Origin of the sequence: Brevundimonas sp. UBA2503 (assembly GCF_002341485.1) — a bacterium.
In the GTDB taxonomy this organism is placed as follows: Bacteria; Pseudomonadota; Alphaproteobacteria; order Caulobacterales; family Caulobacteraceae; genus Brevundimonas; species Brevundimonas halotolerans.
In genome coordinates this window covers 62,335-88,331 of sequence record NZ_DDOD01000005.1, presented here as the reverse complement: position 1 = coordinate 88,331, position 25,997 = coordinate 62,335, and the positions used below count along the sequence as shown (strand labels likewise).

The 25,997-nt window shown below is 66.7% G+C and carries 30 protein-coding genes and 1 tRNA gene; 2 read left to right on the top strand and 29 right to left on the bottom strand.

Features of this window, described 5'->3' with window-relative positions; all coding sequences use genetic code 11:
* Positions 1–22: 22 nt before the first annotated feature.
* Genes nuoI through B4K74_RS01220 form a run of 15 tightly spaced genes read right to left on the bottom strand, consistent with a single transcriptional unit; the run spans position 23 to position 10,525 of the window.
* On the bottom strand, positions 23–514 hold the full coding sequence (nuoI, locus tag B4K74_RS01290; protein WP_123286751.1) for an NADH-quinone oxidoreductase subunit NuoI: 492 nt from the start codon (positions 512–514) through the stop codon (positions 23–25).
* A 27-nt stretch (positions 515–541) separates the two neighbouring features.
* A complete protein-coding gene (locus tag B4K74_RS01285) occupies positions 542–775 on the bottom strand; it encodes a hypothetical protein (RefSeq protein ID WP_286691419.1) in 234 nt (77 codons plus the stop codon).
* Positions 772–1,854 (bottom strand): NADH-quinone oxidoreductase subunit NuoH, encoded by a 1,083-nt coding sequence (gene nuoH, locus B4K74_RS01280; protein WP_286691418.1) that lies wholly within the window; start codon positions 1,852–1,854, stop codon positions 772–774. Before nuoH ends, B4K74_RS01285 begins: the two co-directional genes overlap by 4 nt.
* Before the next feature lie 3 nt (positions 1,855–1,857).
* The gene (nuoG, locus tag B4K74_RS01275) at positions 1,858–3,903 is read right to left on the bottom strand and encodes an NADH-quinone oxidoreductase subunit NuoG (RefSeq protein WP_286691417.1); all 2,046 of its coding nucleotides are present in this window, start codon (positions 3,901–3,903) and stop codon (positions 1,858–1,860) included.
* Positions 3,903–4,400: a hypothetical protein gene (locus B4K74_RS01270; protein ID WP_286691416.1), complete on the bottom strand. Its 498-nt coding sequence runs from the start codon at positions 4,398–4,400 to the stop codon at positions 3,903–3,905. The genes nuoG and B4K74_RS01270 overlap by 1 nt, the downstream gene beginning before the upstream one ends.
* A 3-nt stretch (positions 4,401–4,403) precedes the next feature.
* Positions 4,404–5,717, bottom strand: coding sequence for an NADH-quinone oxidoreductase subunit NuoF (nuoF, locus tag B4K74_RS01265; RefSeq protein WP_286691415.1), 1,314 nt, complete (start codon positions 5,715–5,717; stop codon positions 4,404–4,406).
* Positions 5,717–6,004, bottom strand: a complete 288-nt coding sequence (locus tag B4K74_RS01260) for a hypothetical protein (protein WP_286691414.1) — start codon at positions 6,002–6,004, stop codon at positions 5,717–5,719. The genes nuoF and B4K74_RS01260 overlap by 1 nt, the downstream gene beginning before the upstream one ends.
* A complete protein-coding gene (nuoE, locus tag B4K74_RS01255) occupies positions 6,001–6,669 on the bottom strand; it encodes an NADH-quinone oxidoreductase subunit NuoE (RefSeq protein WP_286691413.1) in 669 nt (222 codons plus the stop codon). The genes B4K74_RS01260 and nuoE overlap by 4 nt, the downstream gene beginning before the upstream one ends.
* Positions 6,669–6,857, bottom strand: coding sequence for a hypothetical protein (locus tag B4K74_RS01250; protein ID WP_286691412.1), 189 nt, complete (start codon positions 6,855–6,857; stop codon positions 6,669–6,671). Before B4K74_RS01250 ends, nuoE begins: the two co-directional genes overlap by 1 nt.
* On the bottom strand, positions 6,854–7,255 hold the full coding sequence (locus B4K74_RS01245) for a hypothetical protein (RefSeq protein ID WP_286691411.1): 402 nt from the start codon (positions 7,253–7,255) through the stop codon (positions 6,854–6,856). Before B4K74_RS01245 ends, B4K74_RS01250 begins: the two co-directional genes overlap by 4 nt.
* Positions 7,255–8,475 carry an NADH-quinone oxidoreductase subunit D gene (locus B4K74_RS01240; RefSeq protein ID WP_286691444.1) on the bottom strand — a complete coding sequence of 407 codons (1,221 nt, stop codon included), beginning with the start codon at positions 8,473–8,475 and terminating at the stop codon, positions 7,255–7,257. The genes B4K74_RS01245 and B4K74_RS01240 overlap by 1 nt, the downstream gene beginning before the upstream one ends.
* A 52-nt stretch (positions 8,476–8,527) precedes the next feature.
* A complete protein-coding gene (locus tag B4K74_RS01235) occupies positions 8,528–8,941 on the bottom strand; it encodes a hypothetical protein (RefSeq protein ID WP_226634308.1) in 414 nt (137 codons plus the stop codon).
* Positions 8,938–9,546, bottom strand: coding sequence for an NADH-quinone oxidoreductase subunit C (locus tag B4K74_RS01230; protein ID WP_286691443.1), 609 nt, complete (start codon positions 9,544–9,546; stop codon positions 8,938–8,940). Before B4K74_RS01230 ends, B4K74_RS01235 begins: the two co-directional genes overlap by 4 nt.
* 23 nt (positions 9,547–9,569) lie before the next feature.
* Positions 9,570–10,157 carry a NuoB/complex I 20 kDa subunit family protein gene (locus B4K74_RS01225; protein WP_286691410.1) on the bottom strand — a complete coding sequence of 196 codons (588 nt, stop codon included), beginning with the start codon at positions 10,155–10,157 and terminating at the stop codon, positions 9,570–9,572.
* The gene (locus B4K74_RS01220) at positions 10,148–10,525 is read right to left on the bottom strand and encodes an NADH-quinone oxidoreductase subunit A (protein ID WP_123286763.1); all 378 of its coding nucleotides are present in this window, start codon (positions 10,523–10,525) and stop codon (positions 10,148–10,150) included. Before B4K74_RS01220 ends, B4K74_RS01225 begins: the two co-directional genes overlap by 10 nt.
* Before the next feature lie 194 nt (positions 10,526–10,719).
* Between B4K74_RS01220 and B4K74_RS01215 the strand changes: the two genes are divergently transcribed.
* The gene (locus B4K74_RS01215) at positions 10,720–12,384 is read left to right on the top strand and encodes an AbgT family transporter (RefSeq protein ID WP_286691409.1); all 1,665 of its coding nucleotides are present in this window, start codon (positions 10,720–10,722) and stop codon (positions 12,382–12,384) included.
* Between the two features lie 91 nt (positions 12,385–12,475).
* Positions 12,476–12,552 (top strand) — tRNA-Asp (locus B4K74_RS01210).
* Positions 12,553–12,682: 130 nt separating this feature from the next.
* Here B4K74_RS01210 and B4K74_RS01205 read toward each other — a convergent pair.
* The 14 genes from B4K74_RS01205 to B4K74_RS01140 form a co-directional block, all read right to left on the bottom strand.
* The gene (locus tag B4K74_RS01205; RefSeq protein ID WP_286691408.1) at positions 12,683–13,015 is read right to left on the bottom strand and encodes an ogr/Delta-like zinc finger family protein; all 333 of its coding nucleotides are present in this window, start codon (positions 13,013–13,015) and stop codon (positions 12,683–12,685) included.
* A 92-nt stretch (positions 13,016–13,107) separates the two neighbouring features.
* Positions 13,108–14,148 carry a contractile injection system protein, VgrG/Pvc8 family gene (locus B4K74_RS01200; protein ID WP_286691407.1) on the bottom strand — a complete coding sequence of 347 codons (1,041 nt, stop codon included), beginning with the start codon at positions 14,146–14,148 and terminating at the stop codon, positions 13,108–13,110.
* Positions 14,145–14,573: a phage tail protein gene (locus tag B4K74_RS01195; RefSeq protein ID WP_286691406.1), complete on the bottom strand. Its 429-nt coding sequence runs from the start codon at positions 14,571–14,573 to the stop codon at positions 14,145–14,147. The genes B4K74_RS01200 and B4K74_RS01195 overlap by 4 nt, the downstream gene beginning before the upstream one ends.
* Positions 14,573–17,725: a phage tail tape measure protein gene (locus B4K74_RS01190; RefSeq protein ID WP_286691405.1), complete on the bottom strand. Its 3,153-nt coding sequence runs from the start codon at positions 17,723–17,725 to the stop codon at positions 14,573–14,575. Before B4K74_RS01190 ends, B4K74_RS01195 begins: the two co-directional genes overlap by 1 nt.
* A gap of 3 nt (positions 17,726–17,728) precedes the next feature.
* Positions 17,729–17,851: a hypothetical protein gene (locus B4K74_RS01185; protein ID WP_286691404.1), complete on the bottom strand. Its 123-nt coding sequence runs from the start codon at positions 17,849–17,851 to the stop codon at positions 17,729–17,731.
* A gap of 20 nt (positions 17,852–17,871) precedes the next feature.
* Positions 17,872–18,255, bottom strand: coding sequence for a phage tail assembly protein (locus B4K74_RS01180; protein ID WP_286691403.1), 384 nt, complete (start codon positions 18,253–18,255; stop codon positions 17,872–17,874).
* 144 nt (positions 18,256–18,399) lie between these two features.
* Positions 18,400–18,906, bottom strand: coding sequence for a phage major tail tube protein (locus B4K74_RS01175; protein WP_286691402.1), 507 nt, complete (start codon positions 18,904–18,906; stop codon positions 18,400–18,402).
* 77 nt (positions 18,907–18,983) lie between these two features.
* Positions 18,984–20,141 (bottom strand): phage tail sheath subtilisin-like domain-containing protein, encoded by a 1,158-nt coding sequence (locus tag B4K74_RS01170; protein WP_286691401.1) that lies wholly within the window; start codon positions 20,139–20,141, stop codon positions 18,984–18,986.
* Between the two features lie 27 nt (positions 20,142–20,168).
* Complete coding sequence (locus B4K74_RS01165) at positions 20,169–20,534, bottom strand: GPW/gp25 family protein (RefSeq protein ID WP_286691400.1); 366 nt, start codon at positions 20,532–20,534, stop codon at positions 20,169–20,171.
* On the bottom strand, positions 20,531–21,136 hold the full coding sequence (locus B4K74_RS01160; RefSeq protein WP_286691399.1) for a phage baseplate assembly protein V: 606 nt from the start codon (positions 21,134–21,136) through the stop codon (positions 20,531–20,533). Before B4K74_RS01160 ends, B4K74_RS01165 begins: the two co-directional genes overlap by 4 nt.
* Positions 21,137–21,213: 77 nt before the next feature.
* Positions 21,214–21,897 carry a phage tail assembly chaperone gene (locus B4K74_RS01155; protein WP_286691398.1) on the bottom strand — a complete coding sequence of 228 codons (684 nt, stop codon included), beginning with the start codon at positions 21,895–21,897 and terminating at the stop codon, positions 21,214–21,216.
* Positions 21,898–21,905: 8 nt separating this feature from the next.
* Positions 21,906–24,473: a tail fiber protein gene (locus B4K74_RS01150; protein ID WP_286691397.1), complete on the bottom strand. Its 2,568-nt coding sequence runs from the start codon at positions 24,471–24,473 to the stop codon at positions 21,906–21,908.
* Entirely contained in the window at positions 24,473–25,033 is a 561-nt protein-coding gene (locus B4K74_RS01145; RefSeq protein WP_286691396.1) for a phage tail protein I, read from the bottom strand. The genes B4K74_RS01150 and B4K74_RS01145 overlap by 1 nt, the downstream gene beginning before the upstream one ends.
* 2 nt (positions 25,034–25,035) lie before the next feature.
* On the bottom strand, positions 25,036–25,977 hold the full coding sequence (locus B4K74_RS01140; RefSeq protein ID WP_286691395.1) for a baseplate assembly protein: 942 nt from the start codon (positions 25,975–25,977) through the stop codon (positions 25,036–25,038).
* Positions 25,978–25,997: the final 20 nt, after the last annotated feature.

Here is a 25,997-nt window from a genome sequence, read left to right as displayed (position 1 = left end):
CTATGAGGGGACAGGGTGCTCATCACCGGTACGGCGCGTCCATTTCGAGGTTGCGGGCGATCTGGCGCTCCCAGCGGTCGCCGTTGTCCAGCAGCCGCGCCTTGTCGAAATACAGTTCCTCACGGCTCTCGGTCGCGAACTCGCTGTTCGGGCCTTCGACGATGGCGTCGACCGGACAGGCTTCCTGGCACAGGCCGCAATAGATGCATTTGACCATGTCGATGTCATAGCGGGTCGTACGGCGGCTGCCGTCGGCGCGGGGCTCGGACTCGATGGTGATGGCCTGGGCCGGACAGATGGCCTCGCACAGCTTGCAGGCGATGCACCGCTCTTCGCCATTGGGATAGCGGCGCAGCGCATGCTCGCCCCGGAAGCGCGGCGACTGCGGATTCCGCTCGAACGGATAGTTCACCGTCATCTTGGGCTTCAGCAGATAGCCGAAGGTCAGGAAGAAGGCGCCCACGGCGTCAACCAGCAGGGCCCCCTTCACGGTCTGTTTGATACGGGAAATCATGTCAAAGCGATCTTTGTTTGCAGGGGCTCAGCGGCGGTTCTTGCAGTCACGGTCCCAGCGGGGATCATCCCGATCCAGTCGCTGGCAATGAAGTATCCGGTCGGTCTCAGCCTGATCCCGGCGCTCGCGGCGCTCCAGCCGCTCGGCCGGGCTGCCGGGGACGGCAACCTCGTCCAGATGGCCCGGAAAGGTGCAGCCACCCGTCCCAAGTCCGAGACCGGCCAGCATGATCAAGCAGGTCAGGAAAGCGGCTCGGTTCATATCAGCCCCGCCTCCAAGGCGACGCGCCAGCCCGCCACAAAAACGACGGCCACCAGCGAGGTCGGCAGGAAGATCTTCCAGCCCAGCCGCATCAGCTGGTCGTAGCGATAGCGCGGCACGAAGGCCTTCACCATGGCGAACATGAAGAACCAGAAGACGATCTTCACGCTGAAGACCAGCAGATAGAACAGGTTCGCGGCCCATTGCGGCCAGTCCGGCAGGCCGATCAGGGCCACGTCAAAGCCCGGGTTCCAGCCGCCGAAGAACAGCAGGCTGATCATGGCGCACATGAAGACGATGTTGACGTACTCGCCCATCATGAACAGCAGATACGGCGTCGAGCTGTATTCCACCTGATAGCCGGCGACGAGCTCGGACTCGGCCTCGGGCAGGTCGAAGGGCGGCCGGTTGGTCTCGGCCAGGGCCGAGATGAAGAAGATGATGGCCATCGGGAACATGATCAGCACGGTTGGCCAGGTCCCGGCCCCGCCCCCAAAGGCGAACCAGTTCCAGATCCAGCCGTCCTGCTGCGTCACGATCGACGTCAGGTTCATGGTCCCGGACAGCAGGATGACATTGATGATCACCAGACCGATGGAGACCTCATAGGACACCATCTGCGCCGCCGAGCGCAGGGCGCCGAGGAAGGGGTATTTCGAGTTGGAGGCCCAGCCTCCCATGATGATGCCGTACACGCCCAGCGACGACACCGCGAAGATGTAGAGGATGCCGACGTTCAGGTCCGACATCACCCAGCCGGGTGCGAACGGAATAACGGCCCAGGCCATGAAGGCCAGGATCACGGTGATGATCGGCGCCAGCAGGAAGACCGTCTTGTCGGCCCCGGCCGGCACGACGATTTCCTTCAGCACGAACTTCAGCATGTCGGCGAACGACTGCAGCAAGCCGAACGGGCCCACGACGTTCGGGCCCTTGCGCATCTGCACGCCCGCCCAGATCTTGCGATCCGCCAGCAGCAGGAAGGCGACGGCCAGCAGCACGCCGACGCTGATCAGCAGCGCCGCGCCGGTCGAGGCCAGCGTCCAGCCGAGGGGCGAGTTCCAGAAACCGTTGTCCATGGCTTACTCCGCCGCCATCGCGACCGGGGCGATCCGCTGGGCGGACAGCTCGGCCATGGTCGCGCTGGCCCGCGCGATCGGGTTGGAAAGATAGGGGTCGCGGATCGGGCTGGCGAAGGCGACATCGCCCAGATCGCCTTTGGCCCCCAGCGTCGAGGGATCAAAAGCCGCAGCGGGCGCCAGATAGTCGATGCGCCCGAACGTCGGGTGGTCGGCCATCAGCTTCCCGCGCAGCTGATCCAGCGTATCATACGGCAGGGTGTGGCCGACCCGCTCGGACAGGGCGCGCAGGATGGCCCAGTCTTCCTTGGCCTGTCCCTTGGGGAAGACGACCCGTTCGGCCATCTGCACCCGGCCCTCGGTGTTCACATACAGGCCGGACTTCTCCGTATAGGCCGCGCCCGGCAGGATGACGTCGGCGCCGTGCGCGCCCCGGTCCCCGTGGCTGCCCAGATAGACGGTGAAGGCCCCCGAGGCCGAGGCGTCGATCTCGTCGGCGCCCAGCAGGAACAGCACGTCCAGCTGACCCTTCTTGACCATGTCGGTGGCCGACAGACCGCCCTCGCCCGGCACAAAGCCCATGTCGAGCCCGCCCACGCGGCTGGCCGCCGTGTGCAGGACGTTGAAGCCGTTCCACCCGTCGGCAATGACGCCGTACTTCTTGGCCAGGGCCCCCAGCGCGTTCAGCACCGCCGGTCCCGTCTCGCCCGCCAGCGCGCCCGCGCCGACGATGATGGCCGGACGCTCGGCCCTGGACAGCATGTCGGTGGCCCCCTTGGGCAGCTTCGACAGGGTCTTCGATCCCGCGCCCAACCAGTTGTAATCATAGCTGAGATCGACCTGTTCGCCGATCAGGGCGACCTCGGCCTGCCCGCTCAGCCAGATCTTGCGCAGGCGGGTGTTCAGCAGCGGCGCCTCGACGCGCGGGTCGGCCCCCACGACCAACACGGCGTCCGCCGCCTCGATCCCGGCCAGACCCGAGTTGAACAGCCAGCCTTCGCGGGCCTCGCCGCCCAGCGGCGATCCGTCCTGGCGGCAATCCGTGTGGGCCGAGCCCAGCGCGCGGAACAGGTCCAGCGCCGCCTTCATCGACTCGGCATCCTGCAGATCGCCGGCGACCACGCCAATCCGGTCCGCAGAAGCTGCCTTCAGCCTGTCGGCGACGACGCCCAGCGCCTCATCCCAGCTGGCGGCGCGCAGCTTGCCGTTCTCGCGCACAAACGGCCGGTCCAGCCGGCGCGTGGTCAGTCCGTCGACGACATAGCGGCTCTTGTCGGACAGCCATTCCTCATTGATGCCCTCATGCACGCGCGGCAGCACCCGCATGACCTCGGACCCGCGCGCGTCGGCGCGGATGTTCGAGCCCAGGGCGTCCATGACGTCGATGGTCTCGGTCTTCTTCAGTTCCCACGGGCGATAGTGGAAGGCCCACGGCCGGTGCGTCAGGGCGCCGACCGGGCACAGGTCGTTGACATTGCCCGACAGCTCCGAGTTCACCGAGCTTTCCAGATAGGTGGTGATCTCGGCGCTTTCGCCGCGCGAGATCATGCCGATGTCCGGGACGCCCGCCACCTCGGTGATGAAGCGCACACAGCGCGTGCACTGGATGCAGCGCGTCATATAGGTCTTGATGGTCGGACCCATGTGCTTTTCTTCGACCGCGCGCTTGTTCTCGGCATAGCGGGAGCCGTCGCGGCCATAGCCCATGGCCTGATCCTGCAGGTCGCACTCGCCACCCTGGTCACAGATCGGGCAGTCCAGCGGGTGGTTGATGAGCAGGAACTCCATCACCCCTTCGCGGGCCTTCCTGACCATCGGCGTGTCGGTGAAGATCTCCTGCCCGTCGGCAGCCGGCAGGGCGCACGACGCCTGCGGCTTCGGCGGTCCGGGCTTCACCTCGACCAGGCACATGCGACAGTTGCCGGCGATCGACAGCCGCTCGTGATAGCAGAAGCGCGGAATCTCTTCCCCGGCGCGCTCCGCCACCTGCAGCACGGTCATGCCGGGCTCGAATTCGACGTCTACGCCGTTGACCTTGGCGACGGGCATCAGCGGGCCTCTTCTTCAGTCGTGACGGCCTCGACGGTCGTCGTCCTCGTTCCATCGGGCAGGCTCTGGCTGACCGTCAGGGTCGAGCCGTCCAGCGAATAGGTGACCACCGGATCACCCGACTGATCCATCCAGCGGTTTTCACCGGCGACCGGGCGGTCCAGCGGACGCCACAGCACCCGGTCGCCCTCAACCCGGCACTCGGCCGTCAACTGCCCACCATCGACCGGCGCGCGCCAACCCACGGTGATCAGGCCGCCAGCCCGGTCCAGCACCGTAACATCGGCGCCCGGCTGACCATAGACCGCACCCACCCCTGCCCGGCAAACATCCGCCACCATGGCCTCGCTCAGCGTCACCGGCGTGGCCGAGGGGCCGGCTGCGGCCTGCGACGCGGCAGGCGCCACAGCAGCCGGCGCATCCGCAGGCTCGCTCGCGGGCTCACCGCAGGCGGTGAGGGCGAACGCTCCGATCAACAGGGTAACGACTGCGCGCATCCCCTACTCCGCCGCGATCGCATGGCCGGCGAAATTCGCGCGGCGGCTGCGGTATTGCGAGATGCGGTCCTCGATCTCGTGGCGGAAATGGCGGATCAGGCCCTGGACAGGCCAGGCGGCAGCATCGCCGAGCGCGCAGATGGTGTGTCCCTCGACCTGTTTGCTGACGTCGAGCAGCAGGTCGATCTCGGTCGGGTCGGCCTCACCGACGGCCATGCGCTCAAGCACCCGCCACATCCAGCCCGTGCCTTCGCGACACGGCGTGCACTGGCCGCAGCTTTCGTGCTTGTAGAAATAGGCGATGCGGGCGATCGCCTTCACCAGATCGGTCGACTGGTCCATAACGATCACCGCCGCCGTGCCGAGGCCCGACTTCATGTCGCGCAGGCTGTCGAAATCCATCAGCGCGGACTCAGACATCTCGCGCGTGATCATCGGCACCGACGATCCGCCCGGGATGATGGCCTTCAGATTGTCCCAGCCGCCGCGCACGCCGCCGCAATGGTCTTCCAGCAGCTGACGCAGCGGGATCGACATCGCCTCCTCGACATTGCACGGGCGGTTCACATGGCCCGAGATCGACATGATCTTGGTGCCGGTGTTGTTCGGCCGGCCAAAGCCCGCGAACCACTCGGCCCCCCGGCGCAGGATCGTCCCCACCACCGCGATCGATTCCACATTGTTGACCGTGGTCGGGCAGCCATACAGGCCCGCGCCCGCCGGGAACGGCGGCTTCAGCCGCGGCTGGCCCTTCTTGCCCTCCAGCGACTCCAGCAGGGCGGTCTCCTCGCCGCAAATATAGGCGCCGGCGCCGTGGTGGATGTAGACATCAAAGTCCCAGCCGTGGATGTTGTTCTTGCCGATCAGCTTCGCGTCATAGGCCTGCTTGACGGCGGCCTCCATGCGCTCGCGTTCCAGCACATATTCGCCGCGCAGATAGATGTAGCAGGCGTGGGCCTGCATGGCGAAGCTGGCGATCAGGCACCCTTCGATCAGCAGGTGCGGATCATGGCGCATGATCTCCCGGTCCTTGCAGGTCCCGGGCTCCGACTCATCCGCATTGACGACCAGATAGTGCGGCCGGTCCTTCACCTCTTTCGGCATGAAGGACCACTTCAGACCGGTCGGAAAGCCCGCGCCGCCCCGGCCGCGCAGGCCCGAATTCTTGACGTTGGTGATCACCCAGTCGCGGCCAAGGTCCAGCATGTCCTTGGTGGCATTCCAGCAGCCACGGCTCTTCGCCCCGTCCAGCGTCCAGTCGTGGAGGCCGTACAGGTTGGTGAAGATGCGGTCTTTGTCTTGAAGAATACCGACCATCAGGAGGACGTCTCGCGGTTCAGGGTCTGCATACGGTGCCGGTGATGCCGGGTGCGCATGAAGACGGCGGTGATCACCAGCACCCAGCCGAAGGCCAGCATGCCATAGCCGACGACGATCGCGCCCTCGGTCAGGCCAAACATCTCGCGCGAAGCCACGACCACGAACACGGCGGCCAGCAGGATCAGCGCCAGACCTGTCGTGCGCACCGGCATGGCTACGCCCCGCGACTCCTTGCGATAGGCGGCCCGCCCGGCTTCCGTTTCCAGATCAGGGGCCTGGGTCATGCCGGCGCCTTCTCCTGCTCGGAGTTGGGGAGCTTCTTGATGGGTTTGGCGGCCGAGCCGTCATACAGCTTGGGATCGGTCAGGGTCAGCGCCCCGCCCTCGGGCTCGGAGCTGGTGCGGCCCACGCGGCTGCCCGGCTTGGGCGTCTTGCCGGCGGCAAAATCATCGATGATCTGCGTCATGCTGTCGGCGGTCAGGTCCTCGAAATAGTAGTCGTTGATCTGGGCCATCGGCGCATTGGCGCAGGCGCCCAGGCACTCGACCTCCTGCCAGGTGAAGCGTCCGTCGGCGGACAGCTTGTCCTTGGGCCCGATCTTGCTCTTGCAGACGGCCATAAGGTCACCGGCCCCGCGCAGCATGCAGGGCGTGGTGCCGCACACCTGGATCAGGGCGCTGGTGCCGACCGGTTCCAGCATGAACATGGTGTAGAAGGTCGCGACCTCCAGCACCCGGATGGTCGGCATGTCGAGCAGTTCGGCGATGGCACGGATGGCGGGCTCGGACACCCAGCCTTCCTGCTTCTGGACCAGCCACAGGATCGGGATGACCGCCGACTGTTTCCGGTCGGCCGGATATTTGGCGATCCACCAGTCGCACTTGGCCTTCGTCGCCTTCGAGAAGGCGAACAAGGCGGGCTGTTCCTTGGCGAGACGACGAACGCTCATCAGACTTCCATTTCCGTGGCGACGACACCGTCACCCAGCATTTTCTTTCGCACCGTCAGAACCTTGTGCTGACTGTTTCGAGTCAACAGGAAGTTGTGGTGCCAGGTCTCACCGCTCGAGTCGGTGACGGAATAGCTGACCACCTGCCAGCCCTGCCGAACCAGATCGCTCAGGGGGGTATGGCTCATCGCACGCGCCCCATCCAGCGCCCGACGCGCGCTTTCCACACATCCCGTCCGGCATCGCGCAGCGCACGCGTCAGCAGGGAGAAGGGCGGCAGGAACCGCATGACCAGCTGGCCCAGCATGATGGCGCCGCTCATCCACACCACAGAGCGCAGATTGGCCTCCAGAAATCCCCTGCCCTCTTCCAGATAGCCCAGCCGGTAAGCGCCGCGCACCAGGGTGATGCCCGCCACCGCAGGGGTCGCAACCACGGCCGAGGCCATCGCAAACGTCAGACCGCCTATGATCGCCCGGCGGCGCGGCGAAAAGGCCAGCTGCACCGCGACGCCCAGCGTCAGCAGCGCCGCGAACCAGATCGCCTGCGTCGTCGTGAAGACCGGCTGGACGGCAAAGGCCTGCATCAGCGATCCACCTCGCCGAACACGATGTCGAGCGAGCCAAGGATGGCCGAAACGTCCGCCAGCATGTGACCACGGTTCATCCAGTCCATGGCCTGCAGGTGACGGAAGCCGGGGGCCGAGATCTTGACGCGGTACGGCTTGTTGGTGCCGTCGGAGACCAGGTAGATGCCGAACTCGCCCTTGGGCGCCTCGACCGCCGCATAGACCTCACCCTCGGGGGTGTGGAAGCCTTCAGTGTAGAGTTTGAAGTGGTGGATCAGCGCTTCCATCGAGCGCTTCATCTCGCCCCGGCGCGGCGGCACGATCTTGTGGTCCTCGACCATGACCGGCTCACCCGGACAGTTGCGCAGCCGGTGGATGCACTGCTCCATCAGCCGCACCGACTGGCGCATCTCTTCCATGCGGCACAGATACCGGTCCCAGCAGTCGCCGTTCTTGCCGACCGGCACGTCGAACTCCAGCTCGGCGTAGCATTCGTACGGCTGCGACTTGCGCAGGTCCCAGGCGATGTCCGACCCGCGCAGCATGACGCCGGTGAAGCCCCACTCCAGCGCCTGCGCCTTGGTCACGACGCCGATGTCGACGTTGCGCTGCTTGAAGATGCGGTTCTCGGTGACGAGCGAGTCGATGTCCTTCAGCGCCCGCGGGAACTCCTTGCACCAGCGGTCGATGTCGTCGATCAGCTGGGGCGTCAGGTCCTGGTGGACGCCGCCCGGACGGAAATAGTTGGCATGCATGCGCGAGCCGCTGGCCCGCTCATAGAAGACCATCAGCTTTTCGCGCTCTTCAAAGCCCCACAGTGGTGGGGTCAGGGCGCCGACGTCCATGGCCTGGGTCGTCACGTTCAGCAGGTGCGACAGGACGCGGCCGATCTCGGAATACAGCACCCGGATCAGCTGGGCCCGATACGGCACATCCAGCATCAGCAGTTTTTCGATGGCCAGGCAGAAGGCGTGCTCCTGGTTCATCGGCGCGACGTAATCCAGCCGGTCCAGATAGGGCACGTTCTGAAGATAGGTCCGCGCTTCCATCAGCTTTTCGGTGCCGCGGTGCAGCAGGCCGATGTGCGGATCGACCCGCGTCACCAGTTCGCCGTCCAGCTCCAGCACCAGACGCAGCACGCCGTGCGCGGCCGGGTGCTGGGGGCCGAAATTGATCGTGAATTTGCGCTCGTCCATCTCGCGCGCATGGGCCGTACGGCCATCATGCTCGACGGGCATGTCGTCAAAGACAGTCGTGCCGACCGTCGCGGGCGCCGTGGTTCTCAGGTCGTCAGCCATCCGACATATCCTCGTCGCGGGTCACGGTCTTGCGGGTCAGGGCCACCAGCCAGCCCAGCGCCAGGGTCAGGACGCCCATGCCTGACACGGCCGCCGTTGAAATCTCCCAGTCGCCGGTCAGGACGGCAATCGCCAGCGGCGTCGACAGCAGCACCGCCGAAGCCCCCAGCAGGGCGCTTTGCAGCTCACCCGCCGACAAACGGCGGATACCGGCTCCGACCGCCAGGCACACCACCGCGATCATGATCGACACGCCCAGCGCCTGCAGCTGGCCCTGCGGGATCTCCGGCGCACGCGTGAACCAGCCGGTCAGCCGGGCGCCCAGCGTGAACAGGAAAGCGGTCGAAAACGTCACCAGAAAGAAGGATGAAGCTGACCGGATGGCGGTGCGGGTCATGAGAGTCATGCCTTGTCCCCGGCCACTGCCTTCTCGTCGCCCGGCAGGACCGGCGCCGGATAATCGGCCCCTTCCCACGGTGACAGGAAGTCAAAGTTGCGGAACTCCTGGTTCAGCTTGACGGGCTCATAGACCACCCGCTTCTCGGCCTCGTCATAGCGGACCTCGACATAGCCCGTCATGGGGAAGTCTTTGCGCAGCGGGTGCCCCTGAAACCCATAGTCCGTCAGGATGCGGCGCAGGTCCGGGTGGCCCGAGAACAGAATGCCGTACATGTCGAACGCCTCGCGCTCGAACCAGTCGGCGCAGGGGAAGACCGACGTGACGCTGGGCACGGGCGTGGTCTCGTCCGTGGCGACCTTGAGGCGGATGCGCGCGTTCCGGGTCATCGACAGCAGGTGATAGACCACCTCGAACCGCGCCTCGCGGTCCGGATAGTCCACGCCGCACAGGTCGATCAGTTGCTGAAAGCCGAAACGGTCGCGCAGGACTGCCAGCGTCTCGACGATCCCGTCCCGGTCTGCGACCAGGTTCAGCTCGCCGTGCGCGACCCAGGCCTCGACGCCCAGCTCGGCGACCATTTCGGTGCCCAGCGGGGTCAGCGCCGTCTCAATGGCGGTCAGGGCTTCCAGAGCGCTCATCGGTCGATGGTCCCCGTGCGACGGATCTTCTTCTGCAGCTGCAGCAGGCCGTAGAGCAGCGCCTCCGCCGTCGGCGGGCACCCCGGCACGTAAACGTCCACCGGCACGATCCGGTCACAACCGCGTACAACACTGTAACTATAGTGATAATACCCGCCGCCGTTGGCGCAGCTGCCCATCGACAGGACATAGCGCGGGTCAGGCATCTGGTCGTAGACCTTGCGCAACGCCGGGGCCATCTTGTTGGTCAGTGTGCCAGCCACGATCATCAGGTCCGATTGACGCGGGCTGGCGCGCGGGGCCATGCCGAAGCGCTCCATGTCGAAGCGCGGCATCGAGGCCTGCATCATCTCCACGGCGCAGCAGGCCAGGCCGAAGGTCATCCACATCAGCGAGCCGGTGCGCGCCCAGGTGATGACGTCATCCAGCGAGGCGGTCATGAACCCCTCCTTGCCGACCTCGGTGTTCACGGCCTCAAAGAATTTGTCGTGGATCTTGGGGTCATAGCCCTGAACCGTCGATCGGGCGCCCTGGCCAAACGCGGTGCTGGCGGGACGGCCGTCCGGGGTGACGATCACTCCCATTCCAGGGCTCCTCGTTTCCACTCGTAGATAAAGCCGACGGTCAGCACGCCCAGGAACACCATCATCGACCAGAAGGCGAAGACCATTCCGCCCGTCGACAGATCGAACATCGACACCGCCCACGGGAACAGGAAGGCGACCTCGAGGTCGAAAATGATGAACAGGATCGACACCAGATAGAAGCGCACGTCGAACTTCATGCGTGCATCGTCGAAGGCGTTGAACCCGCACTCATAGGCGGAAAGCTTCTCGGAGTCCGGATTGGACGGGGCAAGCGCCCAGGCTCCGACCATGAACAGGATGCCGATCACCGCCCCGATCGCGAGGAAAATCACGACCGGCAGATATTCGAGCAGGAATGCATTCATCAGATGAGGCCTCGCGCACCGGGGAGACGGCGGATTCGGCGCTTTCTAGACCCAAGCCGTCCCGGGTTCAAACCCATGCGGCAAAAGGTTTTTCTTGAGAACGGTTCGCAGTTCACACTGGGGAATCGACAGGGTTCCCGGCCTTTGCCAAGGTCTCCGCTCAAGGTTGGGGCATAGCTGAGGGAATCTCGCACATGGGTATCGGCAACTGGTTGCTGAACGGGGTGGAAAAGGCAGGCAATCGCCTGCCCGACCCCGTCTTCATTTTCGTCTGGCTCATCCTGGGGCTGATGGGCTTCAGCGTCTTCGCCTCGGCCCAGGGCTGGCAGGCGCTGAATCCGATCACAGGCGATGTGATCGCGGCACAGAGTCTGTTCTCCGGAGAGAATCTTCGTCGCCTGTTCGAAGACATGCCGAAGACCCTGACCGGCTTTGCCCCGTTGGGGTATGTGCTCGTGGTCATGCTGGGCGCGGGCGTGGCCGAGCGGACCGGCCTGTTCTCGTCGGCGATGAAGGCCGGCGTGTCCAAAGCTCCCCGGGCATTGCTGACGCCGATCGTGATCTTCGTGGCGATCGTCGCCAACCACGCGGCCGATGCGGCCTATGTGGTCCTGATCCCGCTGGCGGCGGCCATTTATGCCGCTGCCGGGCGTCACCCGATCGCCGGGATCGCGGCGGGCTTTGCCGGGGTGTCCGGCGGTTTCTCGGCCAACATCTTCCCCGGTCAGCTGGATGCGCTGCTGCTGGGCCTGACCGAGCCGGCGGCGCAGCTGGTCGATCCGTCCTTCTCGATCAACATCGCCGGCAACTGGTGGTTCATCGCGGGCATGACCCTGCTGTTCGTGCCGGTCGGCTGGTGGGTGACCGACAAGATCGTCGAGCCGCGCCTCGGTACCTGGACCCCGATTGCCGGTGCGCCCATCGAGGACGCCGAAAAGCCGCTTGAGAGCCGTGAGCGTGCGGGCCTCGTCTGGGCCGGCCTTGCGGCCCTGCTGGTCATCGGCCTGTTCGCCTGGCTGGTCCTGTCGCCCTCGGCGCCCCTCATCGATCCCGAAGGCGAAACCCAGGCCGCGCGGCTTCAGCCCTTCTACCATTCGCTGGTCGCGGCCTTCTTCCTGATGTTCCTGCTGACGGGTACGGCCTACGGGATCGCGGCCAAGACCATCAGGAGCCATCGTGACATCGTCCGCATGACCTCACAGGCCATGGCCGACATGGGCCCCTATATCGTGCTGGCCTTTGTCGCCGCCCACTTTGTCGCCCTGTTCAACTGGTCGGGCCTCGGCCCCATCATGGCCGTGGCGGGCGCCGAGCAGATCCGGCTGCTGTCGGGCATCGAGGCAGGCTCCACCGAGCCGATCGGGGCAATGCAGTTGTTCATCCTGCTGGTGTCGATCGTGGTAGTGGCCGCACTCGTCAACATTTTCGTCGGCTCGGCCTCGGCCAAGTGGGCCTTCCTCGCGCCCATTCTGGTGCCGATGCTGATGCTCGTCGGTGTCAGCCCCTATATGACCACCGCCGCCTACCGGATGGGCGATTCGACCACCAACATCATCACGCCGCTGATGGTCTACTTCCCGCTGATTCTGACCTTCGCCCAGCGATGGGTGAAGGAGTTCGGTCTCGGCAGCCTGATGGCTGTCATGTTGCCCTATTCGATCGCCTTCTCGGTGACAGGGGCGATTCTGACGGGACTGTGGGCGGCCTTCCAGATTCCCTTGGGGCCCGGCGAAAGCGTGCGGTACCAGCCGCCGCCGCCAATCGAGGCCGCACAGCCCGAGGCCCTGACCGGTCCGTCCGCTCCGGCAGAGGCAGCGGCGACATCGGAACCTCCGGTCCAGAGCGTTCCTGCGGGTTGATGAAAAAAATGGGGCCTCGACCCGCTTGACGTCGGTCGAGGCCCCGCCTAAACGACGCCCTCCTTCGGGCGGCGACGCCTGAACGGGAAACGCGGGTGTAGCTCAGTTGGTTAGAGTGCCGGCCTGTCACGCCGGAGGTCGCGGGTTCGAGCCCCGTCACTCGCGCCACTTTTTCCTCAGCAAAATCAGGAATAAGTGGCGCGCCCGCCTTTTTGGGCGAGAGGCCATTCCAACTCGCTCCTGATCCCCATTCCAACTTTTGTCGCCCGGATGTTCCGGAATCGGTAGCTCTGCGGTCTCAGAGATCGTTCGCCGGCGTCGTCGGCCGGGGGTTGCCGACCGGGAGACGGATTGTCGGATTAGGCCGGGCCGACGCCACGATCGTGCGGTCGATCGTCAGGCTGGCGACAAAGGTGTGGCCGCACTCCATGTCCGAGCACTGGAATCGCAGCTCCTTGTAGAGCGGCGTGATGACCTTGCTGCTTCGCACCTTGGCCTGGGCCCGGCAGTGAGGACATTTGGTGCGGATGTGACCGCCGAAGCGGCGGCCCGGTTCCTTGAAGGCGTCCGGCTGGTGGGAAGAACTGAACCGACCAGAACTTGAGGCAGCCGTAGTGGCCGTGTCTTGCATGGATGACCCCGACTTTGCCCCTGTGGATGTCATAGCAGAAATCTTCCCAAACATCAGTGTAAAAGAACCGTGAGTTATGCAGTCGGGGCTGTTCAGCCCGAGGACGAGGGCGAGCCGCCGAGCTCGAGCTGCAGCGACGTGGTGAGGCCACCGTTGCCGGACAGGGTGTGGCGCGCTTCGACGATCAGCCAGTCGGCCGCGTCGATCTGGGGCTTCCATCCTGACAGGGTCAGTTTCTGCTCGGGGTAGAGATCGGGCCGGCCGCGGGCGAGCGACAGGTTGAAGGTCGCACCCTTGCGGCCCTGTCGCTTGAAATTGGTCTCCGCCGCGCGCTTGGCCGAGGCCTGTGATCCGTAGACGCGGCCGAGCCGTTTGGGGTTGCTGGCCGAGCCGACGAGGACTTCGCGCCGGGTCGCCGCCGCGCGGTCCTGCCAGACGGCGATGACGCCCGAATAGTTCTCCCGCTCCGGAGCTTCCCAATCGTGACGGTCGCCGTCGCGGCGGGTCAGGGTGGCGGGGGGAATGGGCGTGCCACCGGCGGTCTCTCCGGAGCCGACGGCCGCGAACAGCAGATGGCCGGCCTTGACGGTGGCCACGGCGTCGTGGAGGCGCCCCAGACGCGCGAGGAAGGCGCTGTCGCTCTCACGGTCCTGATCGAGATGAGAAATGGTCAGCGCGGCCTTGTCGGCCCCCACGCGCGACTGAAGGCCATTTCTGCCGGCAACGTCGGCCAGCACCTGGCCGAGGGTGGCATCGGTCCAGGTCTGGGTGCGGCGGGTTCGAAAGGCCCGCGTAAGGTCGGCTGACCGGGCCTTGATGATCAGGCGGTCGGGCGTTCCCGTGTGGCGCCGGCCATCCACCTTGAAGGTGCCCTTGTCGATCAGGCTGGTGGTGCCGCCATCGGCCAGGTCTCGCCAGCCGAGCTTGAGCGAGATCTCCGCACCGGGTGACGGGATGGCGACCCGCCCGTCTGAATCGTCCAGGACCAGCTCGAGCTCGTCGGCATCTGTGCCCCTTCGCTCTGACAGGCCCAGACTGATCAGGCGAGGATAGACGTCGCCGCTGATGCTGTTGCCGTCGACCACCAGGTCGTAGGCGGCCTGGCGGTGGATATACCCGGGCGCCTGGGTCACGAGGTAGCCTCAGCCGGGGCTTCTTCGCCTTCGGTGTCGTCCATGCGGCGCAGCTGCAGGCTGAAGTCCGTCTGCAGGGCGATGCCGCCCGCCATGAAGTTCCGCTTGCCCTCATCGAGGCCCTCGATGACGAAGGCGCCATAGACGAAGCCCTCCCCGTCCACGAGGGTCCAGGCCTGACCCGTGTCGGCCATGGCCGCCAGCTCCTCGAGCGCATCCTTGCGGCCGATCTGGCCGGGGGCGAGGATGCCCGACAGTTCAATCATGTCGTCACCCGGGCCCGCGAACTGACCGGCCGGGCGGGCATTGACCCGCTCGTTGGTCGGATGACGCCAGGATCTGCGCCGGCGCATCTGGTCGAACAGGGCGCTGTCGATCGAGAATCCGAACATCCCGAGCGACATCAGCATGGCCGTGTCAGACATCAGGCCTCTCCATAGCTGTCGGAATCATCCGAGAGGCTCGATAGGTCGGGCTTACGGAGCAGCTCGGCCACGCGGCGAGCCAGCGCCTCGGCGTCCTCGCCCGGCTTCTGGATGATGGTCATGTGAAGCGTGCCGATCGTCAGCCCCGCGGATCCCGGTCCAGAAGCGGCCTGTGTGGCGGCCGCACGCGCTTCCAGCCGGGGCCCCGCATCGAACACCGGGCGCGCCAGGCCCGATCCGTCGGCCGCGGCCCGGGGGGAGAATGCCGCGGCGCCGTCCCGCTCGGACCCATCGATGATCCCCGGCCGGACGCCCGGCATGGTCACGGATCCCGCCGCGATCAGCGCGGCTGCGGCGCCGGCCATGACCGAGGCCGGGCCGCGCCCGTTCTGGCCGAGGCCGAGGGTGAAGCCGGACATGACGTCCCGGCCGACGTTCATCATGACTCGCGACGGTGAGCGGGTCTGCGTCACGCGCCGGGTAGTGGCCTCGGGCACGCGTGCCACTTCCGCCGTTGCGGCCTGAACCTCCGCCCGCTTGCCCCGGATGCCTCGTGCAAAGCCGCTCATTGCGTCGGCGCCGGCCTTGGCCAGCTTTCCCGGGAGGTCAGACAGCCAGGTCCACACGCTGGCGAAGGTGGCCTTGAAAGCGTCGAGCGGATTGAAGGCTCGGATCAGCGCACCAACGGCACTCAGGCCCGTGCTGACAGCGCCCTTTACCCTGCCCCACAGGCCAATGACGAAGCCGGAGATGGGGCCCCAGTTGTTGATGATGAAGGCCAGCGGCGCGAACCGCATCAGCAATCCGCCGATAGCATCGAGGCCCGTCTGGACGGCGCTCCTGTACTGGTCCCAAGCCGCCTGCAGGAACCGGGTGATCGGATCCCAATTGCGGACGATGAAGCCGAGAGGCGTGAACCGCATCAGGCCGTCGCCAATCAGCGCCAGGCCTTTGCCGACAACCTTCCTGGCTCCGCCCCAGACGCCGCCGAGGAAGCCGGTGACGCCGGACCAGGCCTTTCGGACCCACGGCATGGGCGAGAACCGGACGAGCAGGTATTTGGCGTAGTCGAGGCCGAGGCCGACGGCTTGGCCAGTCAGGTTCCACAGGGCGCGAACGAAGGCGACGATCGGCTGCCAGTTCCGAATGACCAAGCCGAGCGGGGTGAAGTTCAGGATATAGGACTTGATCAGGCCCAGCCCGCCACTGACCGTACGGGTGATGCCGTCCCAAAGACCCTTGAGCCACGGCCCGATCCTGCCCCAGTTCCGATAGATCACATAGGCCACGGCCGCGACCGCAGCGATGATGAGAGTGGCGATCAGCACCATGGGGTTCGCCAGCAGGGCGGCGGTGAACCGCCAGACCCCCATGGTCATCAGTTTCAGCCCGGTGAGGACCGGCCCGAACAGGACCGCCGTTTGCGTCAGGGTCAGCTGCAGCAGCGCGAACGGGCCGAGCACGGCTGCGACAGCCATGGCGAGGCCGCCGAAGACGATCAGGCCGGCGGCCAGGACCGCGAGCAAGGTGCCAATGACCTTTACGGCTCCCGGATGCTGCTGGGCAAACGCCCGCACACGGTTCGCGCCGTCACGGAGTGCCAGCGCCCCAGCCTTGATCTGGGGCAGGAAGGCGCTCCCGATCTCGACACCAAGCGCCTTGATACCCTCCTTGCCCAGCTGGACCGCGTTTGACGCGGCCGCGGCCCGGGACTCGAACTCCTTTTGCATCGAGCCCGCATAGAGGCTGCTGTCGGCGACCTTGCCGAGGTTCTCCTCGAGGAGCTCCAGATTGGTAAGCATGGGCGCGATGGCGCCCACCGATTCCGATCCGAAGAGCTGGGTCAGGATCGCGCTCTGGCGATCGGGCGCGAGCTTGGAGACCCGCGTCAGGACATCCAAAATGGTGCCGCCGGCATCGACCTGCATCTGTTTCGAGACCGCCACCGCGTCGAGGCCCAGCGCCTTCCAAGCCTGCCGTTGCATGCGGGTCGCCGCTTCGCCCTTGGTCAAGGCCAGCACCGTGTTCTTGATCCCGGTTGCGGCAATCTCTTCGCTGACCCCCATGCCAGCAATCGTAGAGCCGAGAGCCGCGATCTCGCCGGCCGCCATGCCGGCGACTTCACCCAGCGGGCCGATGCGGGTGACGATGTCAGAGATCTGCATCGCATTGGCGGGCCCGGTGTTGCCCAGGTAGTTGATCTGGTCGGCGAGCCCCCGGACCTCGGGCTGGGTCATGCGGAAGGCGGTGCGCCATGTGGCCATCATGGTGCCGGCCTGGTCAGCGGTCGTGTCGAAGGCGATGCCCATCTTGGCCGCGTCATCGGCGAACGGGAGGAGCTCGCGCCGGGCGATGCCCGCCTGCCCTGCAGCCGCGACAATCTGGGTCAGCCCCTCTGACGCAATCGGAATATGCGTGGCCAGGTCTAGGATATCATTCGACATTTGTCGGAACTGAAGCGGCGTCTCAAAGTCGACGACCTTGGCCACATCCAGCATGCCGTCTTCGAATGACATCGCCGCCTGGCCACCCATGAACAGGGGGGCTGCCAGCGCACCGCCTGCGGCCATCGACGACATGCCGGCACCCTGCATCGTGCCGGCCAGCTGCTGGGTGTTGTCGTAGCGCGTGCGGGCCCGGTCCAGGCGCTGCTGTCGGGCAGCCACGACCTCGAGCTGTCGCGCCTGTTCGCGCAGCTCACCATTGGCCTCGCGCAGCTCGCGGGCGAGCCGCATTTCGTGGCCGCTGAGGTTCTTGGTAGATATCCCGGCCTCTGCCAATGATCCCCGGAGATCCTGCAGGCCGCGCCGCCGGCGCTGCTCCTGCTCCTGCAGATCCCGGACCTTGCCCCGGGCGAGCTCCATGGCGCGGGTCAGCTGGCGGGTCGGCCTGTCAGCTGCAGCATGCGCCTGACCCAGCCGTTGGGCTTCCTTCTGTGCCTCGGCCAGGCGCGACCGCGTCTGGCCGAGCTCACCCTGCAGGCGCTTGTAGGCGGCGATGTTCCGGACGCTCTTCTGCAGATCGCTGACGCGCTCACGGGCCGCACCCAAAGCCCTGGACGTCCGGTCGCTCTCGCCCTTCACGCCGCTGAGAAAACTCTTAGCGTTTCCTGCGGCTTTGAAGATCAGGTTGAGGCGAAGGTTCTTGTCCACCGGTCAGGCTTCCTTGGGGCCGTTGACCCGATTCCACAGGGCGATCGCGCGGTCGCGTTCCTCGGCCAGTTCGGCCAGATCCAGCGCCATCAGGTCGGCCCGGGTCCAGCCATGGGTCACGAACATGATGTCCGCGAAGGCGTCCTCTACTCGGCCAGGGAGGCTTCCCGACGCTGCGACTTCGTCAGCAAAAAATTGATCACCTCACCCGCCAGCTGGGCGATGTCCTCTCCGTCCATGTCCATGAACTCCTGGCGGTGGATCATCGGCTCGGTGATGCGCGGCAGGACGATCGACATGGCCACCACGTCGGCCGAGTAGAGGTCCGTCAGCTTGGCGCCGCGAAGGTCGCCCCCCTTCGGCTTGCGGACGGTCACGTCGACGATCTTTTCGCCGCCGCGCTCAACGGGATTGTCGAGCGTCACCAGGGCCCAGGGGCGGCCGCTCTTGTCCACGCCCGAGCGGGGCTTGTCGGCGGCCTTCTCGGCATCCAGCGGCGGGGCGGGCGGAATGTCAGAGGCTTTGGTCATTGGAAGGATCCCGGCGAGTTCGCCGCGTGAGCGCGGCCTGGAAGCGGTCGAAGTGACGATCGGCGGCCTGACGACGGGCAAGGTCATCCTGGCGCTGGCGCTGGAGCGCGACCGCGATCGGGGGAAGGGAGCGCCCGGCCGTCATCAGTTGATGATGCGGCGCAGCTCGGCGCGGCGGTCGACGCCGTCGACGATGAAGGTGCCGGCGATCATGTCGATCTCGAACTCGACGCGGCCGTTGCGGGTCTGTTTGTAATAGGTGCAGGCGGTCTTGTACTTGGTGCCCGATGTGGCGCCGACCTCGTCCGTGCCGGAATCGATCTCGATATGGCGGCCGCGCACCACGATCTGGACATCGTCATAGCGACCGGTCGCATCGTTCTGATAGGCCCCGGCGAAGCGCAGCTGGCTGCCATCGATGTCGGTCGAACCGAATTCGCGGTTCAGCTCGGGCATGTCGCCGCCGTATTCGTGCTCGACCTCGAGGCCTTCCAGCCCCATGTCCAGCTTAACGGTGCCCAGCATGCCGGCGCCGCGATAGTCCTCGGTCTTGATGACCAGCTTCGGCCGGGTGAACTTCCCCGCCTGACCGGCGAAGGAGCCGGTGGCGTTGAAGACGTTCATGTCCTTGAGCTGACGGGGCAGTTGCATGGCGGGTGTTCCTGGATGAAGGGGCGCGAGGGGCGTTTAGGCTGTGCTCAGTTTTGGGCTCAGGGTTTCGAGGGGGATCAGGCGGCGCCGGCCAGTTCGGCGAAGTCGGCGTAGAATTCGTCCGTGATCTCCGGCCCGATGCCGAGCTCCTCGAGCGGGGCGCAGGGCGTGAAGCGGTAGCCGATCCGCAGCTTGCCGGCGGCCAGCATCTCGGGCGTGTTGCTCTCGGCGACGAAGGCCTCGAACCCGATCAGGCGACCGGCCAGGACCTCGCGACGGCCCAGCGCATTCAGGCTCTCGATGATGTCGATCGCCAGGGATTGGCGGAGCGGCTGGTCGATGTAGGGGAAGACGCCCTCGGCGATGGTGTCGCGCAGCACCTGGTCCGTGCGGACGGCGCTCTCGAAGGCGTAGCGCGGATCATCCGAACAGGTGCGGTTGCCCCAGAAGCGGAAGCCATTGCGGCGGATCAGGCCGGTGACGTCGGCCCCGTTGATCAGGCCGATCTCGGTGTCGGCCGACTGCAGATCCCAGGTGCGGGGATTGGTCAGGCCGAGTACGCCCGGCACGGCCACATTGGAGATCGTCTTGTGATAGCCGACCTCGCGGTCCAGCCAGGCGCGCGCGCCAACCGCGCGAGCGGTGGCGAAGCTGACCACCTCGGCCTCGGCCAGGGCGTCGAAGGCGTCGAAGTCGCCGTCGATCAGCATCAGTTCGCGGGTCGAATAGGTCTGGCGGTAGGTGTGGATCTCGGCCGGGGTGGCACCGACGGCGCGAGCATAGGCCATGGCCCTCAGCTGGGTGGCGACGACGCCCATGGCGGCGGTGACGGCGGCATCATCCAAACCCGGGGCGGCCAGGATGCGAGGGCGGACGGCCACGGTCTGCTCGGCCAAGAGCAGGGCCTGAAGGCCACCGATGACATTGGCGGCCTGATCTGCGGCGATGTCCTCGGGATCGACGCCCTCCCCTTCCTCGACTAGGATCAGGACGCCGGTCGAGCGGCCAAAGTCGGCGATGGCACGCAGGGCGCGTGAAGCAGTGCCCGCCGCGCCGGCCGCGGCAATCGTCGCCTCCAGGTCCTGGACGAGGATGGGCGTGTTGAGGTCAAGGCCGACCGCATCAGGCGCGGTGGCGACAATGCCCCAGACGGACAGGGGATTGACGATCAGGGCGACCGCGCCGAGGGCGGCGGCGGTGAGGGTAACACCGTGGGGGCGAGGGGTCAGGGCCATGGGGTTTCCTTGCTGAGAAGCGGGCGATCAGACGGCGGATTGGGAGGGGGACAGCGGATAGGCGAAGTCGAAGCCCTGGGGCCGGGGCAGATCCACGCGCTTGCCGAGGATCCGGAGGTAAAGCGCGCCGGGCCGTGGACGCTCGAGTGTCACGCGGGTCAGGCGCACGCGCGGCTCCCAGCGCAACAGGGCCATGGCCGTCGCGGCATAGATGGCCAGACGGGTGCGAGGGTTGTCTGGCTGGTCGACCAGATCGGGAAGCCGCGAGCCATAGGGCCGCAGCATGACGCGGCTGCGCTCGGGCGTGGTCAGGATGTCGCTGATCGACTGCTCCAGGTGCTCGGTGCTGCGGCTGTCGATGGCCTGACCAGTGAAGCGGGACATCCCGGTCATACGGGCGCTCCCGTCTTGCCGGAGATCGTGCCGCCGGTGTGGACGTGCGCCTTGAGGCTCTTGGGTGCGCCGGGAACGGCGACCACGACGTCTTCGGTGGCGGTCACCTTCTTGTCGACCACGGTGTTGCCGGTGATCGCGGTGTCGCCGTCGATCGAGACATTGCCGGTGATGGTGGTATCGCCGACGATGGTGACGCCGCCCGGCGCGGTGATGCTCACGCTGCCCGGAGTGTTGACCTCGAGGCGCTCGGCCTCCGGGTCATAGGCGACCTGGGCTCCATCCTTGAAGCGGATGGCATTGACCAGCCCGAGGAACAGCGGTGCGAAAGCCGAGGACGGCAGGCCGTTCAGCGCCATGGCCTGCTCGATGTCGCCTTCGGGCGCGAGGACCAGGACCTGCTGACCCACGGTCGGCGGGATCCAGAGCGTGGTGTCGCCGACCGGCATCAGCCAGTCTATCGGCGGGGTGGTCTGGTCGCCCATGGCGACGATGACCTTGCCGGCCTCGAGGTCGACGGACTGGACCGTGCCGACACGCAAAAGCGCGCCGATCGTGCGATCGGGATCGGAGTCCTGACGGGTGCTGGCGGGCCGGGTCATAGGCTGCGGACGATGGCGCAGGCCGCGACGGTTCGCAGGGCCGTGGTGTTGTCAGCACCGCACGGCACAAAAGGCGGTCAGCCGATGGCGGTCAGGCTTTCATCCATCTCGGGCCAGCTGATCGTGTGCGGAAAGCCGCTCTGCTCAGGCACGTCACGCAGGTCCTGGATGTAGCGCAGCACGGTCTGATAGTCCTCGGCCGTCAGTGTGGTCGTGATGCCTAGCGCCACCTCGTCCCGGTGCCGGTCGATGAGCCAGCGGACCCGGGTGATGCGGCGGGCCCTGTCGGACCTGACCGCCTGCGCCAGCACGACCTCGTCGGGCTCGATGTCGGGATCATCATCGCCGGTAGCGGCCGGGCGGACATTCCAGACGCCATCCTCGAAGACGGCCTCCTCGTCGAAGCTGAAGGCAGGCGGTGCTACCGTGGTGGCGTTGGCCGGGATCAGCCAGTGCTCGGGTCTCACCCGGGCGGCGGCGGCGGAGGCGTCGACCAGAGCGGCGTCGCGGATCTGCATGGCCTGACCGATGGCGGCGTCCAGATCCTGTTCGGCCTGGGCCAGTTGGTCGAGCGTTGTGCGCGGGGCGTCTGCAAAGTCCGACAGCGCCTGCTGGTAAGCGGCCGCGTAGGTATCGTGGGCGGCAGCTGCGAGTGGCGCGGAGGCGGCCTGGCGCGCCAGCTCGAGCTCCATAGGGTCGGCTTCGGCCATCCCTGCCCCTCTGTAGAGGCCCGTCGCGGGGTCATAGTGATAGATCAGCATGGCGCGCCTCAGTAGGAGATACAGGCCAGAAGGGCCTCGTTGATCGGGCGCGCTTCGCTGCCACCCTCATATGCCGTGAACACCGTCCGGATGACGCCGCCGGAGTCGGTGTCCTCGACGTAGCCCTCATCCGTGCCGTTGGAGCTTCGGGTCGGCACTGAGTGACGGTGCGACAGGTTCTGGCTGGCCTGATAGGTGCCGGTGCCGAGCGCGCGGCCGGGGTCGAGACCGCGACCGTTGTCGAGGGCGCGGAAAAAGAGGCCGCGCCAGTCGGGGATCTGGAAGGTGGTCGCGCCGTCGCCGGCGCCGTAGCGGGTGCCGATGGCGGCGAACAGCCGGGCATAGGTGGTGCGCGACACAACCGCGCCATTGGCGACGAGGCAGCGCACCCCGGCCGGTACCGCCGCCTGATCGAAGAGATGCAGTTCGTTCGCGGGCCAGACGAGATCGAGCAGGTCCGAGATCTTGGACGTCGACAGGTTTGGGATGCGCGCGACGTCGAAGACGCCAGAGCCAACCTTGGATGCGTCCAGCGACGGAATACGCGCCGGGTCGAAGGCGCCGGTGCTGACCTTGCTCGCGTCGAGGGCCGGAATCCGGGCGGCGTCAAAGGTGCCGCTGTTCGTCTGACTGGCCGGAAGGCTGGGGAGCCGCGCCAGCGGCACCGTGCCCGAGGTGATGTCCGCGCCCGAGTGGACGTGCCCCGTGTCGGACTTGCCCGCCAGTGCGGCGACCAGGCCGGTGATGGCCGACATGGCCAGCGCCGGGATCCGGGCGGCATCGAAGACGCCGCTGGTCGTCTGGCTGGCCGGGAGGTTGGGGAGCCGCGCCAGCGGCACCGTGCCCGAGGTGATGTCCGCGCCCGAGTGGACGTGCCCCGTGTCGGACTTGCCCGCCAGCGCGGCGACCAGGCCGGTGATGGCCGACATGGCCAGCGCCGGAATCCGCGCGGCATCGAAGACGCCGCTGGTCGTCTGGCTGGCTGGCAGGCTGGGCAGCCGCGCCAGCGGCACCGTGCCCGAGGTGATGTCCGCGCCCGAGTGGATGTGCCCCGTGTCGGACTTGCCCGCCAGTGCGGCGACCAGGCCGGTGATGGCCGACATGGCCAGCGCCGGAATCCGCGCGGCATCGAAGACGCCGCTGGTCGTCTGGCTGGCCGGCAGGCTGGGCATCCGCGCCAGCGGCACCGTCCCCGAGGTGATATCCTCACCCGCATGGCTGTGAGCTGCATTGGCCTTGGACGCCGGATCGAAGTTGCCGCTGTCCCAGAACTTGCGCCAGGCCGACCATGCCCCGCCGATCGACCCGCGATGAAAGACGTCGCCGCTGGAGGGCCGGGTGTAGCGCTGCTCGACCACATTCCCATGAGCCAACACCTCGATCATCCCGGCCGCGCCGACCGGATAGTTGGCGCCGTCCGTTGCGCCGGCGTCGAGCGGCTGGCGATAGAAGCCGGGCGTGATACACAGGTTGAGGTCGGAGCCCGAGGCCGCGAGGGAGCTGACGAACTGCAGCAGGACCGGCTTGCCCGTGACCTGGGCCCAGTCGTGGGAGTGGATCGCCGCCGCCTTGCTGTTGGGGTCGAAGTTGCCTTCGAACCAGAGCTGCTGAGTGCCGACGCGGGGCACCGTCTCAAACGCAACCTGACCCGTCGCGCGAATGATGGCGAGGGGGATGCCCAGGTAGCTGCCATTGTCGGCAAAGCGCATGAACTCGAGCAGGGTGCCGTTGTTCGCGCCACTCTCGGCCGAGCCGTTGGCCCGAATGCGCCACCGATCAAGGGCGTCGGTCTTGAAGTTGATCTCGCGACCGGAGCCAACATTGCCCCTGATATCCAAGCGTCCGCCCGATGCCACTGCAATCGAGACAGTCCCCGTGAAGGTCGCCCCCGCCAAGCTGGCCTTCTCCGCAAGCGCGGTCGCCAACCCGGTGATCTTGGCCATGGCCAGATCGGGGATCCGCAGGACGTTGAAGGTGCCCGTCGTGACATGGCCAGCGTCGTGGCTGTGCGCCGAGTCTGCCTTGCCGCCGAGCAGGGCCGCCAGCAGTACCTTGAGCCGCGACGGAGGGACAGCGACGTCGCCCCGAATTCCGGCGTCCACCTCGGCCTGATCGGCGACCTCGATCACACCCGGTCGATCGACCGTCGCCGGCGGATTGACGAAGTCCGTATCACCGAACTCGATCATGGCCGTAGTCAGGCTGGCCAGCACCACATCCACAGCGAGCAGCATGATCGAGGCCGAGGACTTCTGGACGATCGGCGCCGCCTGGCCGTAGACAGCGAACAGCGTGCCGTCCGAAAGGATCAGGCCGAAGCCGCGCATGCTGTAGGACTGGATCGTTTCATCACGGATCGTCAGGTGCAGGGTGTCATCCGCGACGACGTCGCCGGCGAAGGTCGTCAGCCGCTTGAGCTCGCTTGGCAGCGCCGTCATGGCCGCGAAGTTTGCGCCCGTCATATTGGCCGACGTCAGGGCCACCTCGCTGATCGTCAGCGCATTGGTCCCGGTGTTCTGGGCATTGATCAGGGCAGCGCGCCCGACATTGGTGATGGTGATCGGCAATCCAGGCATCAGGCGGCCTCAAGCTGCAGGCGGTAGAAGTCGGCGGCGCGCGCGGCGGCGGCCAGGCCGAGACCGCCCTGGGCCGCGAGGCCCTGGGTGAAGGTGAAGTGGGCGCGAACGGGCTTGGTCCGGATCACCTCATCGATGACCTCCTCGACGAAGCGGGCCGTGGCCGGCTGACCGCCCTCCCCGTTCAGGGTCAGGACCAGGTCGAAGGTGTAGGGCTCGCCGGGCGGGTCCAGCTGCCACCATTCGCGCAAGGCAATCTGGCCGCCGAAGGCCGCAACGACCTGACGCACCGAGGCGGCAGTGCCCTTCTTGCGCTGGATCTCGATGGCAGCCGCCACCACGTTGCGCTTGACGCTCTCGGACCAGGTTGGATTCCAGCTGTCGATCGACAGGGCATAGGCCAGCCAGGGCAGGAGCTCGATCGGGCAGGTGTCAGGCCGCCACAGATCCCGTAGCGGGACCGGCACGTCCTCAAGGCGGCGCGTCAGGCGCTCGAGCGCCAGCTCGAGCGCAGTGGAGTTCTCAGGCGCCAGGCACTGGCTGTCTCGGACCAGGGGCATGGCTATTCCCCGAGACCGGCATGGGTGACGTCGATCGACGTGCAGCGGGCCGCCTGGGTGCGGGTCACGACGACATTGGCGGCGGGTGACACCAGGTCGACGTCCTGGACGCCTTCGGGCGATAGCGCGGCGATGATCCCGGAGCGCGTGACGTCGCGGCCGAGCCGGAAACATGCGGCCAGATAGGCATCCAGTCGGGCCAGGGCCTCCGCGATGACGACGGATGCATCCGGCCCTGCGAAGGTGGTCAGGGTAGCATCGACCTCGAAGGTGAGCACCTCGGCCGCGGCCACCGTCACCTGATCGGTCAAGGGGCGGACGTCTTCGGCCGAGACATAGGCCTCGACGGTGTCCAGAAGGGCCTGGTCGGGCACACCATTGCCGAGGCGCGACAGGACGGTGACCAGAACCTCACCCGGGGCCGGGCTGGTGGCGCTGGCGTCCAGGACATCGCCGGAGGCGTCGAGCGCCTTGGACACATAGGCGCCTTCGGGACCGGCCACGGAATAGGCCTCGGGCGCCAGCAGGGCGCGCCGGCGCAGCGCGTCATCATCTTCCATGACGGCAGGTGTCAGGCCGTCGACGGACTCCGGGACGATGACCAGCCGCTCCACACCCAGCAGCGCGACGAGGTGATCAAGGTCGGACCCGACGGCATAGGCAATCGTCACGGCGCGCGCCGCGTCGTTGACCCGTTGGCGCAGACCGAGCTCGCGATAGGCGAAAATCTGGATGATCTTGACCAGAGGCTCGGACGGCAGGGTCAGCACCTGGGCCATGGCGGCACCGGCCTCGGGGCTGTCCTCGGCCATGGCGTCGATCAGCAGCTGCTTGGCCTCGGCCACGATGGCGTCAAAGGACAGGGCCTCGACGACTTTCGGAAAGGGCAGCTTGGACAGGTTGACGGCGGTCGAGCCGCTGGCCTGGCCGGCGAGGACGGACACAGTCGGGAACCTCTACGTCA